Below are 14,443 nucleotides of genomic sequence, written 5' to 3' on the forward strand. Positions count from 1 at the left end.
AGTGCGGCACCGTATCGCACGACAACGCTTTAAAGATGATATTGGTTTCGCAGCACCACTGGATTTCACGGCTCGAGGTAATACCCTTGGAGTAAGCGAGCAGAATGATTTTCAAAAGCACAGCCGGATCATACGCAGGGCGACCGTTGTCCTCATTCTGGTATTTGCAGTGAAATATCGACAAGTCCAGCTTGTTATCAATCAGGTAATGAATGGCATGTTCAAAGGTGCCAGGCTGCAGTTGATCAAGATAATTAATCACCACCATCGCATTTTGGTTGTAGTCGTAAGGAATGTATTTAGGCATAAGGCGCTGTCCACTTTTTGACCAGACAACGCTATTTGATCACAAACTCGATCGCGTGAAAAGAGGTTTTTCTACAGCCTCAACGCAAAGCACACGGGCGGCGAGCCGCGCAGCGGGTTGACGTCCCAGCGACCGCAGGGAGCGAGTGCTGCGTATTGTTAGGGCTCACCATGCTGATATATCCTGAAAACTTGGCTGCAGTGATTTAAAATTTTCTGAAGCATCTTTATGCCATGGCCAAACTCCATTTACCGATGGGTAAATGAGCTGTAAAGCAGGGTAGTTGGTGTCTTTATACAACCAATTACAAGAAAGCATGAATTCTCTTTTATATTTTTCAGCGACGACTCTAAAACAAACTTCAAATCCATCTAGAAATCCAGAGTAATAATTACCCTCCTGAAAGATTTCATCGGATTGAATGCGGCGGTTATATTCGTTAGCGATCCACGCACCCAGTTCGTGGTTTAGACCAACAATAATGAGCTCCGGTTGATTTTCTTCTTGGTAGACACCGATGGTGTAAGTAAATCTGGGCTCTTCCCCTTTCCGGTCAAAAACAGACGTCACATGACAGCCGTGTTTTTTGATGTTATCTGTAATTTCTATTTCAGCTTTGTTCATGACCATCCTTGAACCTGTTCTTACCCTAACGCCCGTATATGGGGCGGTTGAAACGTAGCGAGGAACGAGCGTAGTGTAAGCCGTCCCAGCCACGAAGTGGCGACATAATACGTTTGTTATACATTTTTCACGCTTATTGGCTTAAGAGCCTCATGCTTTACTTTTAACTTATTACCTTCAATTTCAAAACATTCAGACAATAGTCTATAGCCAATAACGACCCGCGATATTAAAGAAAATTGAATCATTGCCTCTCTGCATCGCTTAATAGAGCGCTCAAAATCTTCTACTTTTGGCGAAGAAATTTTGGTAGAAGCTCCGCTTTTATTTAAACCGAGCTTTGTTCCATCAAAGTGAAATTGTGTTCTATCTTCTTCAGTTAGTGCGTAAGGGAGCCAGTGTGAATGCAGAAAAACATTTCTTTCTTCAAGAATTTCACGAAATTGACTAAACACTTTAGAAAATACCTTTCTTTCATCTTCATTTTTGGCCACGGTAGAATTGACAAGTGCATGCAGCTTTGAAAGTAATGGCGCCGCGGTTAAGCCTTCCAGTAAGATTTCATGTACAGCATCATTTTTTAAACCCTGAGCATGTAGTATGGAAACGATGAGTGAACGAATAGATTCACAAAAATCCTCAAACGCAATGACATAACGTCCAAGCATTTCATACATCTGTTCTTCCTTTTCAAATGCCATATGCTTACCTAGTTTGTATAACGCTTTGCTAATTGGCTGCCGCAGCGTAGCGTAGGCAGTCCAGTGGAGGCCGCGCTCTTTGTGGCCGGAACGAAATTAAGCAACTTGTTAAATGGCATGGTTTTGCACAATCTCAGTTATGTCCTTTTCAGGTATATCCTGCCAAACAACATTAGCACTTAACACTAACTCAATACGCAAGCCCGATTTGGCGACACTGACAATTTGAGAAAACCATTTTGCACAAGACCAATCATTTATTGGAGTAGACTTGAATCCATGATTGTCCTGATCCCAATAAACTCCTGCTGCCTCTCGATAAATATGCTGATACATGGCGTTTCCACCACTTGCTAAAGACAGCAATAATTCACCTTTATCGTTTATTTCCACTTTAGCAATGATTTCTCGGTCCATGCTTAATGCCATTTAACGCTGCCAACACAGGCGGAGCGTCAGCGACGTCCAGCCCGAAGGGCGATTGTGATTGGCCTTGTTATGCATTTAACTAAAATCCTCGCCAACGCTCGTTAAATAAGACATTTTCACAATTGAGCCTGTTAATAAGGTAACTATATAGCCCAGGGCTGTGTCAAAAGGTGGTGACACTAAGAAACCTGAAATTAGCGATAAAAAAACAGGGAAAACAGTAAGAGCAAAAAAAGCAGTTCTCGCCCACTTTTTGTATTGCAACAGACCTAGTGAAGATACGACATTAGCAATCATAAAAATGTATAAGAGTGGGCCATTGTCATTGAACTTTGCACCATAATTTGAAAACGTCAGTAGAGCGATTTCTTCTTCACCATATAGGTATATCCATGCATGAGGCAAAAAGAACCAGACAAAATATAGAATCAAAGAACCAAGAACTGTATACCGAAAAATATCCTTCACGCTCACTCCTTGTCACCTGCATAACGCCGCCAGCACGCGCGGCTTTGTAGTGGAGGCAAAGCCGCAACGTAAAAGCCGTCGCCGTGACTGGCTTTGTTAGCTTTAGTTGACGCGAACATTCAGAGCAATACTCTTTTGGGCAAGCACGCTGTTTTGATCAGTGTCGCTGATGAACGGCGTATTACAAGGATTATGAATGTCTGAAATGACATCCTGTGGATCAACTTGAGAAAGGTAATCCTGAACTAGCTGAATTGCTGCACTGAAATTATCTTGGGCAGAATTGCTAGCCGGCTTAGTCTTGTATAGCCAACTTCCTGGACTTTTTGAAACACGATCCAATACGGTTACTTCCGAATCAAACCCCCCATTATTCTTGTAGATATCAATGGTGAAACGGCGCCCCTTCCGTGTGGAAACGTCTATATCATGAACGTCACGAAACGGGCTGATTGAGAACACTGTGGTTGCCATACTTCTGAACTCCGTATTTGAAAGCTAACGCCCAAATTTAGCGCGGAAAGCCGCGCAGCGGGTTGACGTCGCAGCCAGCGCTTTTTGCTGGCGATAAAATTTGATTGTTATGTTTTTAATAAACCAGCACTTGATAGTTGTTGTTCTAATCGATCATGAACACTCTTAGACAAACCCAGCCACTCCAAAACTTCACCGCGAGAGATCTCAGGATTTTTGGCGTGAACGATTTCGTTCCTTAAACGATACATTTTTACAACTAGGTTGCCGACTTCGCTATCGATTAAAGACGAACTTAGAAGTTCATCAATCATGCGATTAATGGAAGCTTTGGGTTTACCTACGTTTGACCTGAGCAACAGACTTTCTATTTTTTGCCACGATTTGATAAATGCCCACTCAGGTGCTTCTTTAAACAGCATCATGTCTTGATTACTAAATAAACCACTTATTCCAGAAATACTAATACCGGCTTGAAATGCGAGGTTTTTAACTTCAGTAACAGCTTCTGTAAAATCAAACTCAGCATTTCCAACTTTTGCTTTTTTAATGCGCTTCAATAAAGCGGGAAGCTCGTCCTTAAATTGGTATACAACCAACAATATCAGCCCAGGCCAAGCAATGTGACCAATAAGGTCAACAAGCAACTTCAGATATTCGAGCATTCAAAGCCCCCTGAGAAAACATAACGCCCAAATTTAGCGCGGAAAGCCGCGCAGCGGGTTGACGTCGCAGCCAGCGCTTTTTGCTGGCGATAATATTTTTTTGTTATGTTTTTTCACTACGCCGGAACCAAGTTATAACAGCAAATAAAACTGCTAATAAGCCAAGAGTTGAACTGAAACCCATGGAAGCTTTGTAAACAGCTGTCCTTGGATCAATCTCCGCCAACTGTCCTTTAAGCTCATTCATTTTTAGCTCATCAACTTCGGCTGCATTCTCGTATTCTAAAATGATTGATTCGTAAACCTCTATTGCTACTGACATTTTTTTCAGATAATCGTAGGCAATATTCGACTCGTAATAAGCTGCAAAAGCAATCACACCGACAAGCATAATACCCAATGTTTTTTTGATATTAATTTTACTCAACACTCTCAGGCTTCCACATGACAAAAAACATAACGCATTGCTCACCGGAAAATTGGGAGCGCCAGCGAGTAATTTTTCCGGTGCAGTAACTTGTTAGCAGCAAACACAACACTTTCGCGGCTTTGCCGCCACGCGATGTTGACCGAAGCCACTGCACTCATTAATTGAAAGTCTAACCAGCCAAGTACGATACAGAGAAATAGCTGGAACCTAATAACTTTAAAGCAAGCGGAGTTACACAACTACTATGATTAGTAAAAATACTAGGAACAACCACCCGAAAATACTAACAACCCTGCACATACCAGCTGCAGCCAAATCAAAATAGTTATCACAATACTCCGCTGCTATCCTTGGAAACATGGCAATAGCAAAGCTAAAAGAAGGGTAAACAAAAAATGTACTAAACTTGCGGTAATCTGCGCCAAACTGTTGCAAAGAATACAGATAATCCTTACCAACTACTAAGAAAAAGCATACATAAGCTAGAAAAAGTCCAGTAGCAAACTTTTCCGAAAGCCCCCACAAGGTGTTATCAAAAGATTCATACTCAGAATAATGCCGAACACCCAAGTAAATTGGCAAAGAAACCAGTACCACAAGCTGAACTAAAGTTTCCATGACACCTGCTAACGCTGCCAGCAGGCGCGCCGCTGTTTGGCGTCGCTTGCCTGGCCTTGTTAGCGAGCTTCGAATTAAATTTAACACTTTCTCATTTTGCAACCTGATGAATCATATAGTACAAAATCACCATTAGCCTCAATTAGTTGACCATTATATAGATTACAACCGCAATAGGGACAGAACGATATCTCTGCTGAAACTGTCCATATATCTTCGCCAACTTCGTTAAGGTAATGGTTTTCTTCTAAATCTTCTTCTGTCGCTTCACGGATTAGATGCAAGAGCCATGCAATCTTACTACTGGAACTTACTTGTGCTTTAAATACATAAGCTCCTTTGGGTAGCTTATCGCATTTGTGTTCTACTACCATTCAAGACTCCACAAATGAACCTATAAAAAGCTAACAACTTAGTAGTTTGGAGCCCACACGCTTTCCAGCCGTGTAAACGCCCTTCTATCTTTTGTAAATAACAATCACACTAAACAACAGCCTTTAGTAAATCAATAGCTTTTTATTTGTGGTCTTGTTTTAAATGGCGAAAGCGGGTTTTAACCTTGCGATTAACCTGTTAACTATAAAATTACTTAGTACTGGGCACTTTTACAGCCTTATTTATTACAGTTAAGCGGTAGTGTTTTATTACCGGCCGGGAAATAGCGCCGCCTGAGGGCGTTAAGTGGTATTGCTTGCTGTTTGCTGCTTTGTGTTCTTCCTCTTTACCAGGCGCTTATTGATGCAGGTCGGTGCAGTATTGAGCCAGCTATGGCAGATAATACGACGGCAGTATTTGTTCTGACCTTGCGCATCGGTTAGACTTGCCGCTGCTCTCCTTTTGGCCCAGGGGTTTTGTGCCGGGAGTCCATCCTCTAACAACATATAAAACACAACAATAATGCGCTAAGCGCACAGCTAAGGTTAATTTATGGGAAAATTTAAAGTACCGCATACTCTCACGCTCCTCTTTAGCATGATGGTGATTGCGATGATTGCCACCTGGATTGTACCCCAAGGCTTTTTTGCTACCGAAACCATGGCAAATGGCCGGGCTGTGGTGGTGCCGGGCACCTTTGCGCTGGTAGAAGAGCGTAGCTATCTCACCCCCTGGCAATTACTTACTGCTATACCACGCGCCTTTGCTTCGGCGCAGGATGTTATTTTCTTTGTAATGATTTTAGGTGGTGTGCTGGCCATTGCTCGCGCTACCGGCACCGTAGATGCGCTAATTGGTCGTTTACTGGAGCGTTTTGGCTCACGACCGCAGATGCTGATTTTTATGGTGATTTTCTGCTTTGCTATGGCCTCTAGCTTTATCGGCACCGCCGGTGAATATATTCCCTTTGTGCTGATTTTAGTGGCGCTTTGTAAAGCCATGCGCTTAGATGCCATGACCGCAGTGGGCATGACCGTTGCCGGTTATGGCATTGGCTATGGTATCTCGGCGGTTAACCCCTTTACCCTGGTTATTGCTCAGCAAATTGCTGATATCCCTATTTTATCTGGCTGGCCGCTTCGCGCCGCGATTTTTTTACCCTTTGTATTGATTGGCTTTCATCATGTGTGGAGCTATGCCCAAAAAGTTATTGCCGATCCCAATAACTCGATGGTAAAAGATTTACCCTGCCCGCTGGGTGATAAACACGCGGTAAATTATCCCAAGCTGACTATTGCGCACCGGCTGATTCTGGGAAGCTTCGTATTAACGATTGGCGTGGTAGCCTATAACATCCGCGTTAATGGCTGGTACCTATATGAACTTGGCGCAGCCTTTATTGCCTGGGGCTTATTTGTAACGGCAGTTGGTAAAGTGTCTGCCGATACTGCCGCGAAAAAGTTTATTGAAGGTGCTATGGAGCTTACCACCACCGCTATGTTAATTGGTGTCGCCCGCGGTATTTCACTGATTTTAGAAGATGGTCAGGTGCTGCACTCCTTAGTGCATGGTATGTCGTTACCACTGTCTTATGTCGGTGCGGAAGTTGCCGCAGTGGGTATGTTAATTATTCAAACCCTGCTTAACTTCTTTATTCCGTCTGGCAGTGGTCAGGCGTATGTCACCATGCCATTAATGGTGCCGCTGGCCGACTTGTTAGAGATCCCCCGCCAGGTAGCGGTATTGGCCTATCAGTTTGGTGATGGTTTCTCTAATATGATTATTCCAACCAATGCCATTTTAATGGGGATTATTGGTATCGCCGGTATCCCTTACGGTCACTGGTTCCGTTTTTGCTTGCCGCTAATGATTAAATTAATGCTGGCCGCCTCTGTGGTATTGGTGCTGGCCGTAGTATTTGACTATGGCGATGATGTGCAACCGACCACAGCAGAATATAACAGCAGTACCAGCCAATAGCGTTATAGATGAAATTAGGCGCCAGCAGGCGCCTAATTTTAAATTGACAATCTCTAGCTACCGGCTTAACGTTTTATTAATGTTAATAACGGGCGGTAGCTGATCTTGTTGATACTTGTAGCGGTGTTACTTATCCTTTTTTCGTCACCCAGCTTGGCTGCCCCGGCCGCTATCGAACTACCACAATCGCAGCACCAACAACGCTCAGCAGCGCATACCCAGCATAGCGACCTAGGGAATTGTGGTGAAAATCCGCAAGCCCAACAACTTGCGCTGTTGATTATGCAAGATCCTCAACAGCAAAGAACAACGCTATATTGTCATCCCCTTTTAACGCAAGCCGCAAACGATAAAGCCAAAGCCATGGCCGCCCGGGGCATCGTTAATCATTATGTTGGCGGACTGGGTGCTAATCAGCGATTGAAGGCATTAGGCTATCAGCTGCCAGCTTTTTATAGCGGCACCTTTGGTAATCAGGTAGAAGCTGTTGCCGGCGGTTACTCTAGTGCGGAGGCGGTTTGGGAGGCATTTAAATCCTCCAGTCGCCATCGCAGTCATTTGTTGGGGGAGCTACCTTTTTATCAAGAACAGATCCACTTGGGGGTAGGTTTCTATTATGATTGGTCTAGCCCACATGTTGAATACTGGGCCGTCTATGTTGCTCGCGAAGCCTCTGCTAAAGATATCGTAGCGACCTGTTTTGATTTTGGCTGTATCAATCCCTAAAAGGTAATGCATGACTGAGGCACGGCAAATTGCCGACATTATACTAAAAGGTTTTCGTAAACATTTTCGGCTATTTCAGCAGGTGACGGCGCGAGCCCGTGAACGCTTTGAGCAGGCCGATTGGCAAGCCTATCAGCGCGATAGCTCTGAGCGCATCCAATTTTATGATACCCGGGTTAATGAAACCATTAGTACCTTGCGCCAGCAGTTACCGGCCGAGTGTTTAAACGAGCCACTATGGCAAGAGGTAAAACAGCATTATCTGGAGTTTTTACTGTTTCACCCGCAGGCTGAGCTGGCCGAAACCTTTTACAACTCGGTGTTTTGCCGCCTGTTTGCCCGTAAATATTTTCATAACCAAAATATTTTTGTGGAATCAACCTTAGATAAGCAACATTTACCTGCGCCTATTTCCTCGGTGTATCAAAGCTACTTTCCGGCGGAAGAAGGCTTAAAACAGTGTATTCGTACTATTATTGACGCCTTTGGTTTTAACACCCCTTTTATCGATTTAGAGCATGATATCCGCTGCATAGTGCGCAGCTTTATTGCGCAGTCTAGCCATGGGGCTTTTCCGGTGCATTTAATGCGGCTGGATATTTTACGCACGCCGTTTTTCCGCAATAAAGCCGCCTATCTGGTTGGTCGGTTGGTGAGCCCGCAGGGGCAACAACCCTTTATAATCCCGCTGCTACACGATGCTAAACAGGGCCTATATTTAGATACACTGCTTACCGATCCGCAGCAGATGAGTATTATCTTTGGTTTTTCACGCGCCTATTTTATGGTGGAATGCCCGGTACCTTCTGCCTTAGTACACTTTTTACGCGAGCTGATCCCGCATAAAACGCTGGCGGAACTTTATGCCGCTATTGGCCTGCATAAGCAGGGTAAAACCGAGTTTTACCGCGAGCTATTGGCCCATCTTGGCCATAGCAAAGATCAGTTTGTGGCGGCACCCGGTACCCGCGGTATGGTAATGATGGTGTTTACCCTACCGTCTTTTCCTTATGTGTTTAAGGTGATCCGCGATAAGTTTGCCGAGAGCAAACCCTTTGATCGCAAAACAGTAAAAGCCCGTTATCAGCTGGTAAAAATGCATGACCGGGTTGGCCGCATGGCCGACACGCTGGAGTATTCTGATGTGGCATTACCGCGTAGTCGCTTTCACCCCGATTTACTGGCAGAACTGACGCAAAGTATTGCCGGCTCATTGCAGCTAGAAGATGATCTGGTGGTGATTAAGCATTTATATATTGAGCGGCGTATGGTGCCGCTTAATTTATATTTAGAGCAAGCAAGCTTGGAGCAAAAAGCCGAGATAATGGATGATTATGGCCAGGCCATTAAGCAGATGATTGCCGCCAATATTTTTCCAGGCGATATGCTATTAAAGAATTTTGGGGTAACCCGGCACAACCGCGTAGTGTTTTATGACTACGACGAAGTGCAATATTTACTGGATGTGAATTTTCGGGCCTTACCCAAAACCAACACCTTTGAAGATGCCATTAATGCCGAAGCCACTTGCTGGGCCGAACCTGGCGATGTTTTCCCCGAGCAAATTGCTACTTTTGTTACACCGCAAGCGGATATTCGGGAAATGCTTTTTAGCAAACACCCTGAGTTATTGGATCCGGTGTATTGGCGGCAGAAGCAATATGCTATTCGTCAGGGTGTAGTGGAGGATATTTACCCCTATCCGCACCCTATGCGCTTTTGTTATCGTTTTGCCAAAAGCGGGCAAGGTTAGTAAAGTTCAAGCTTTCTATTACTTTTAGCCTTAAATAAAAAGAGAAGCACTATGTCGTTCACCATCTGGGTAGATGCCGATGCCTGCCCTACTGTGATTAAAGAAATCTTATACCGGGCGGCCGAGCGTAAAAAGCTGCCATTAGTGCTTATTGCTAACCAGCCGCTGCGCACGCCGCCATCGCCCTATATTAGTAGCCTGGTGGTGAGTAAAGGGTTTGATGAAGCCGATAACGAAATTGTGCGCCGCACCGCACCCGGTGATTTGGTGATAACGGCAGATATTCCACTGGCCGCCGAGGTACTGGAAAAAGGTGGTTTAGCCTTAAACCCGCGAGGTGAGCTATACAGCACCGATACCATTAAGCAAAAACTCACGATGCGCGATTTTATGGAAACCCTGCGCGCCAGCGGTATTCAATCGGGTGGGCCTGCTACCTTAAATCAGGGCGACCGGCAAGCTTTTGCCAATCAACTGGATAAAATTTTGCAGCAACATTAGTGATTTAAAGATGGGATCTGTAATTGCTGCGCGGAGTTAAACTGCCGTGCGGCACCGGTTAGCGGATCGGTAAAACTAAGCTCTGCCGCCAATAACTGCAAGGGCTGGCTAAAGTCGCTGGTATTTTTCGGTTTAAGTGTGGGGTAATACGCATCATGCAAAATCGGGCAACCCAGGCTTTGCATATGTAATCTAAGTTGATGGGTTTTGCCGGTATGTGGCGTTAGCCGAAACAACCCCATACCTTGCGTTACCTGCAGTAGCTCAATCGTCGAGTGGGCGTTCGCTTCCCCGGCAACAATAGCATTTAAAAAACGTGGTTCAGCTTTTTCTATCCGGTTTGTTAGTTGCCATTGCTTAGGCAGCGGCAGTGCCGCCATTTGCGCATCTACTCTGGCTAGCGCCTGATAGGTTTTGGCAATTTGCCCCTGGCTAAATAACTGATAATAGGCGGCACGACTTTGGGTATTTTTACTAAATAGCACCAAGCCTGCGGTATCTCTATCTAAGCGATGCACCGGCACCAGCTCTGTTAAACCGGTTTCGTTTTTTAGCCGCTGCAATAAACACTCATTTACAAAATCGCCGCCGGGCGTTACCGGCAAAAAATGCGGTTTATCGGCAACCAGAATATGTTCATCCTGATAAATAATGCCATGGGCAAAGGGGATCTTGGGTTCGGCTACCACTTCGCGGTAATAACACAAACGGCGGCTGGGTAAAAACGGCGTATTCTCATCAATGGTCGCGCCATTAAACCAATGAACCTTACCTGCGGCAATACGCTCACGCCATACTGCCTCGCTGATAAAAGGAAATTGACTACATAAAAACTGCAAGACCGTCAGCCACCCCTGATTCGTTGCTGGTAACGTAATTTCTGAAGCTTGGCTGGCGATAGACACTAAAGATACCTGCTCGTTAAAATTGTCAGCTTATCATGTCCCATCCCAGATTTTCATCCGCTTATCATGATGTTTCTACAAAACCACTAATTACCTCTATACTATCCGCTTAATTCTGTACTATCCGCCACTGAAATCCGCAAGGCAGGCTATGTCAATTGTCAGTTTGGGCACCTTACTCCGTTTTAATCTGTATTATTGGTTAGCCATCTTTTTGTTGGGGCTACTCAGCAGTGTGCTACTGGCCGTGTTGTCAGACAAACCCTTCCCGCTTAGTTATCTTGCTATGATGCTAGCCAGTAAGCTACTGGCCATGTTGCTAACAACCATTCTAATATGGCTTACCTATCAACGGATGGCGCAACAAAGCGTTAACCATTGGCGGTTATTGCTGGGGGTTAGCCTTATCGCTGTCCTGTATATCCCTTTAGAAAATGCTTGCTGGATCTGGTTCAAAGGCAAAGAGGTCGTCGATTTTCGGCAGCTAATCGGAAGTTTGGATAACTCCATACTGTCATTTTTTGTTTGGACAGCCTGTTACCTCACGCTGTTTCTATATCAGCAACAAGTACACCGGCTGGCGCAAAACGCTGAACTGAGCAAAAAAATTCAGAAACTGGAGTTGCAGGCGCTAAGCCAGTAGCTTAATCCGCACTTTACCTTTAATGCGTTAAATTCCATCTGTGCCTTACTGGAAGCGCAGCGCTATGATGATGCTGAAACCATGTCGGAGCAATTGGCCACTTTTCTGCGCTATTCGCTAAGTAAATCACCAGACTGCCTGGTGCAACTCGCCGATGAACTGGCAGCCATTAATGCCTACCTACAGCTGCAAAAAACCCGTTTTGGCGATAAATTAAAGGTAAATTGGCAAGTCGACAAAGCGTTACAGCGCCAAGCTATTCCGGCGCTGCTGCAACCTTTAGTTGAAAACGCTATTAAGTATGCCGTAGCAACCCGTAAACAGGGGGCAACCATTACCATAGAAGGCATGCGTGAGCAAAACAACCTCCATCTGAGCGTGAGTGACGATGGACCAGGTTCGCAGTTAGCGGCTGATAGTAGCGGTGCCGGTGTCGGCCTGGATAATATTCGCAATCGTTTAGCGCAACACTTTGGCGATAAAGCCCGGCTGGAAATTGCTGCCTGCCCATCGGGCTTTAAAGTGAATATTTGTTTGCCATGGCAGTTACGCTAATGCGGCCCGGCGATCAGCAGTATCAGCTTGGCCGGTTCTGGTACTGGCATTTATTATATTGGTTGAGTTATCTGTTGGTGAAGTCGGTTCATCTGACGATAGTGATACCCGCACAAGACATGCCAACCTGGCCTTACTTATGGATTTATGCGCTGCTGCCCCTGCTTAATTTCGTTTTTACAGGTGTCGTCGGCCAGTATCAATTAGCCAAACACAGCCCCTTACTAAAACAACTAAAACAATTACTGCTGCTATTGCTGCCATGGTGGTTACTGATGGTGGTGCTGCGCCAGCACCTGATGATGACCCATGTTACCGATGTATTTCAAGACATTCGCTCGGTGTTTAAGTATTTTCTGGCGTTCTCGATGATCTTGCTGCCACTGGCTGGCTGGTTGGCGGTATTTATATTGTTAAAGGCGAATCAGTTGCAATATGCCAGCATACAGAAGCAACAGCAGTTAGCTAAGCAAGCACGTCAAGCCAGATTAAAAGTACTGCGTTATCAACTTAACCCGCATTTTATGTTTAATACCCTTAATGCGCTCAATGCATTAATTGTTGCACGTCATGGTGTGGCTGCTGAGCAGCTGATCCAACATTTATCCACTTATCTGCGTCATTCCCTAAAAAACCAGCAAGATGAGTTTATTCCACTACAACAAGAGCTCGCGGCGCTATCAGCCTATATGGCCATCCAGCAGGTGCGCTTTGGTGCGCGTTTACAACTAGGTTGGCAAGTGCCAGAGCCGCTGCCAACAGTGCTTATTCCACCATTGTTGCTGCAGCCATTAGCCGAAAACGCTATTCAATACAGTGTCGCCGAGGTTACGGGTAACATTAACCTGCAGTTTAGCCTGCGGCAGCACGACAACACCCTGCAAATTACCCTAACGCAACAAGGGGCCGATATTTCAGCAGATTGGCCAGAGACAGAGCAACCCATTAACCTGATTAATCTGGCAGAGCGTTTACAGTTGCTGTTTGGCCGTGACGCCAGCTTAACCTTAAGCCACAGTGCAGCAGGCTTTTACAGCCAGCTTAATATCCCCATGGAGGCCCTAGATGACAGCAGCCCTTAATGTCATAATTGCCGATGACGAACCCCTGGCTATCAGCAACTTAAAAGCGAAACTTGCTGCTTATCCTAATTTGAATATCGTTAGCTGTTTTGATAATGGCGATGACACCCTGCAATTTTTACAAACCGCTGAAGATATTGATCTGGTCTTTCTCGATATCCAGATGCCGGGCATTAAAGGTATCGATATACTGCAACAAAGTGCGAAAAGCTCGGCAATGAGCCGACCGCTGTTTATCCTGGTTACCGCCTACGAGCAGTTTGCCTTTGCCGCTTTTGAACACTTTGCCTTTGACTACCTGTTAAAGCCGGTATCACGCCAACGCTTGGCACAATCGCTGCTGGATGCCAAGGCTGCATTAGATAAGCCGCCAGAGCAACCCATGCCGACAGCGCGTACTAAGTTAGCCTTCAAAACTGGTGGTGCTACCCTACTATTGGATGATATTGAGATCCTGTGTATTGAGGCCGCTGGCAACTACATGTGCATCTATACCTTGAACGAGACACTGATTATCCGCGAAACGATGAAAGAGTTATTACAACGCCTGCCTCCGCAATTTGTGCAAGTGCATCGCTCAACCTTGCTTAACTTACACCACGTGCATAAGCTGCAACCGCAAAATAACGATTATCAGTTTATGCTCAGCTGCGGCAAATTGGTGAACGCGTCACGTCGCTATAAATTGAATTGGGCGTCACAGCTAACGGCATTGCCACAGCAATAACACCACCGGTTAGCACATTGCAGCAGCGGCCGCTCTCAAACCTTGTCACACTGTCTCTATGGCAAACGCCATATGTTCAACTTCAGAGGACAGTAGCATGAAAACAGTACTTTTTTTTGTCGCATCTCTGGCAAGCGCCAGCATCGCATTACCCGCAGCAGCCCAAACTCAGCTCATTGACAGCTACACTTACGCGACCTTGGTACAGGTATGTACCAACGCAGCCAAAGATGATCATGTAGGCTTGCATAAAACGTTACGGGAATACCGACTCAGCCGGAAGAAAGCCGTTCAAAAAGTCGTCTGCAATGGCTCGTCTTTAATGGATTTTGCCAAAGAAAATCAGGCGGTAAAAGTAACAGCTATGCTAAAACCTTATGCTGATCACAACCCAAGCAAGGTGACGGTTTATGATGTTGTCGCCGCGGCAGCTAATTGACGCGCAGTGAATGATAAAAGCCGCTACAATAGCGGCTTTTT

General features: G+C 45.4%; 20 protein-coding genes and 1 pseudogene. 10 read left to right on the forward strand and 11 right to left on the reverse strand.

Going from position 1 to position 14,443, the window contains the following annotated elements; translation table 11 throughout:
- The 10 genes from IE163_RS13065 to IE163_RS13110 all read right to left on the reverse strand — a co-directional run.
- The coding region (locus IE163_RS13065; protein WP_189433430.1) for a transposase at positions 1-307 on the reverse strand (307 nt) is incomplete at its 3' end.
- Between the two features lie 165 nt (positions 308-472).
- Complete coding sequence (locus IE163_RS13070; RefSeq protein WP_189433431.1) at positions 473-931, reverse strand: DUF4262 domain-containing protein; 459 nt, start codon at positions 929-931, stop codon at positions 473-475.
- Between the two features lie 116 nt (positions 932-1,047).
- The gene (locus IE163_RS13075; protein ID WP_189433432.1) at positions 1,048-1,632 is read right to left on the reverse strand and encodes a hypothetical protein; all 585 of its coding nucleotides are present in this window, start codon (positions 1,630-1,632) and stop codon (positions 1,048-1,050) included.
- A gap of 108 nt (positions 1,633-1,740) precedes the next feature.
- On the reverse strand, positions 1,741-2,061 hold the full coding sequence (locus IE163_RS13080) for a hypothetical protein (protein WP_189433433.1): 321 nt from the start codon (positions 2,059-2,061) through the stop codon (positions 1,741-1,743).
- A 75-nt stretch (positions 2,062-2,136) separates the two neighbouring features.
- Positions 2,137-2,529, reverse strand: coding sequence for a hypothetical protein (locus tag IE163_RS13085; protein WP_189433434.1), 393 nt, complete (start codon positions 2,527-2,529; stop codon positions 2,137-2,139).
- A gap of 102 nt (positions 2,530-2,631) precedes the next feature.
- Positions 2,632-3,003 (reverse strand): hypothetical protein, encoded by a 372-nt coding sequence (locus IE163_RS13090; protein ID WP_189433435.1) that lies wholly within the window; start codon positions 3,001-3,003, stop codon positions 2,632-2,634.
- Between the two features lie 107 nt (positions 3,004-3,110).
- Entirely contained in the window at positions 3,111-3,668 is a 558-nt protein-coding gene (locus IE163_RS13095; RefSeq protein WP_189433436.1) for a hypothetical protein, read from the reverse strand.
- A gap of 103 nt (positions 3,669-3,771) precedes the next feature.
- Positions 3,772-4,095, reverse strand: a complete 324-nt coding sequence (locus IE163_RS13100; protein WP_189433437.1) for a hypothetical protein — start codon at positions 4,093-4,095, stop codon at positions 3,772-3,774.
- 234 nt (positions 4,096-4,329) lie between these two features.
- Positions 4,330-4,803 carry a hypothetical protein gene (locus IE163_RS13105; RefSeq protein ID WP_189433438.1) on the reverse strand — a complete coding sequence of 158 codons (474 nt, stop codon included), beginning with the start codon at positions 4,801-4,803 and terminating at the stop codon, positions 4,330-4,332.
- Positions 4,797-5,090, reverse strand: coding sequence for a hypothetical protein (locus IE163_RS13110; protein ID WP_189433439.1), 294 nt, complete (start codon positions 5,088-5,090; stop codon positions 4,797-4,799). The genes IE163_RS13105 and IE163_RS13110 overlap by 7 nt, the downstream gene beginning before the upstream one ends.
- Before the next feature lie 553 nt (positions 5,091-5,643).
- Here IE163_RS13110 and IE163_RS13115 point away from each other — a divergent pair.
- From IE163_RS13115 to IE163_RS13130, 4 genes are all read left to right on the forward strand, one after another.
- A complete protein-coding gene (locus tag IE163_RS13115; RefSeq protein ID WP_189433440.1) occupies positions 5,644-7,071 on the forward strand; it encodes a YfcC family protein in 1,428 nt (475 codons plus the stop codon).
- A 105-nt stretch (positions 7,072-7,176) separates the two neighbouring features.
- On the forward strand, positions 7,177-7,797 hold the full coding sequence (locus IE163_RS13120) for a CAP domain-containing protein (protein ID WP_229833566.1): 621 nt from the start codon (positions 7,177-7,179) through the stop codon (positions 7,795-7,797).
- Positions 7,798-7,807: 10 nt separating this feature from the next.
- A complete protein-coding gene (gene aceK, locus IE163_RS13125; protein WP_189433441.1) occupies positions 7,808-9,550 on the forward strand; it encodes a bifunctional isocitrate dehydrogenase kinase/phosphatase in 1,743 nt (580 codons plus the stop codon).
- Positions 9,551-9,601: 51 nt separating this feature from the next.
- The gene (locus IE163_RS13130) at positions 9,602-10,051 is read left to right on the forward strand and encodes a YaiI/YqxD family protein (protein ID WP_189433442.1); all 450 of its coding nucleotides are present in this window, start codon (positions 9,602-9,604) and stop codon (positions 10,049-10,051) included.
- Here IE163_RS13130 and IE163_RS13135 read toward each other — a convergent pair.
- Positions 10,048-10,956 (reverse strand): pseudouridine synthase, encoded by a 909-nt coding sequence (locus IE163_RS13135; protein ID WP_189433443.1) that lies wholly within the window; start codon positions 10,954-10,956, stop codon positions 10,048-10,050. The genes IE163_RS13130 and IE163_RS13135 overlap by 4 nt on opposite strands.
- 151 nt (positions 10,957-11,107) lie before the next feature.
- On the opposite strand from IE163_RS13135, the gene IE163_RS13140 reads away from it, so the two are divergent.
- The 6 genes and pseudogenes from IE163_RS13140 to IE163_RS13160 all read left to right on the forward strand — a co-directional run bounded on the left by IE163_RS13140 (position 11,108) and on the right by IE163_RS13160 (position 14,402).
- Positions 11,108-11,599: a hypothetical protein gene (locus tag IE163_RS13140; RefSeq protein WP_189433444.1), complete on the forward strand. Its 492-nt coding sequence runs from the start codon at positions 11,108-11,110 to the stop codon at positions 11,597-11,599.
- A gap of 12 nt (positions 11,600-11,611) precedes the next feature.
- Positions 11,612-11,803: pseudogene (locus IE163_RS18000) on the forward strand (histidine kinase); the annotation flags it as partial.
- A gap of 90 nt (positions 11,804-11,893) precedes the next feature.
- The gene (locus tag IE163_RS18005) at positions 11,894-12,154 is read left to right on the forward strand and encodes a LytS family sensor histidine kinase (RefSeq protein ID WP_373297897.1); all 261 of its coding nucleotides are present in this window, start codon (positions 11,894-11,896) and stop codon (positions 12,152-12,154) included.
- The gene (locus IE163_RS13150) at positions 12,139-13,236 is read left to right on the forward strand and encodes a sensor histidine kinase (protein WP_229833567.1); all 1,098 of its coding nucleotides are present in this window, start codon (positions 12,139-12,141) and stop codon (positions 13,234-13,236) included. The genes IE163_RS18005 and IE163_RS13150 overlap by 16 nt, the downstream gene beginning before the upstream one ends.
- Complete coding sequence (locus IE163_RS13155; RefSeq protein WP_189433445.1) at positions 13,220-13,963, forward strand: LytR/AlgR family response regulator transcription factor; 744 nt, start codon at positions 13,220-13,222, stop codon at positions 13,961-13,963. The genes IE163_RS13150 and IE163_RS13155 overlap by 17 nt, the downstream gene beginning before the upstream one ends.
- 97 nt (positions 13,964-14,060) lie before the next feature.
- A complete protein-coding gene (locus IE163_RS13160) occupies positions 14,061-14,402 on the forward strand; it encodes a DUF3718 domain-containing protein (RefSeq protein WP_189433446.1) in 342 nt (113 codons plus the stop codon).
- Positions 14,403-14,443: the final 41 nt, after the last annotated feature.

The sequence above is a fragment of the Alishewanella longhuensis genome (assembly GCF_014653435.1).
Lineage (GTDB): Bacteria > Pseudomonadota > Gammaproteobacteria > Enterobacterales > Alteromonadaceae > Alishewanella > Alishewanella longhuensis.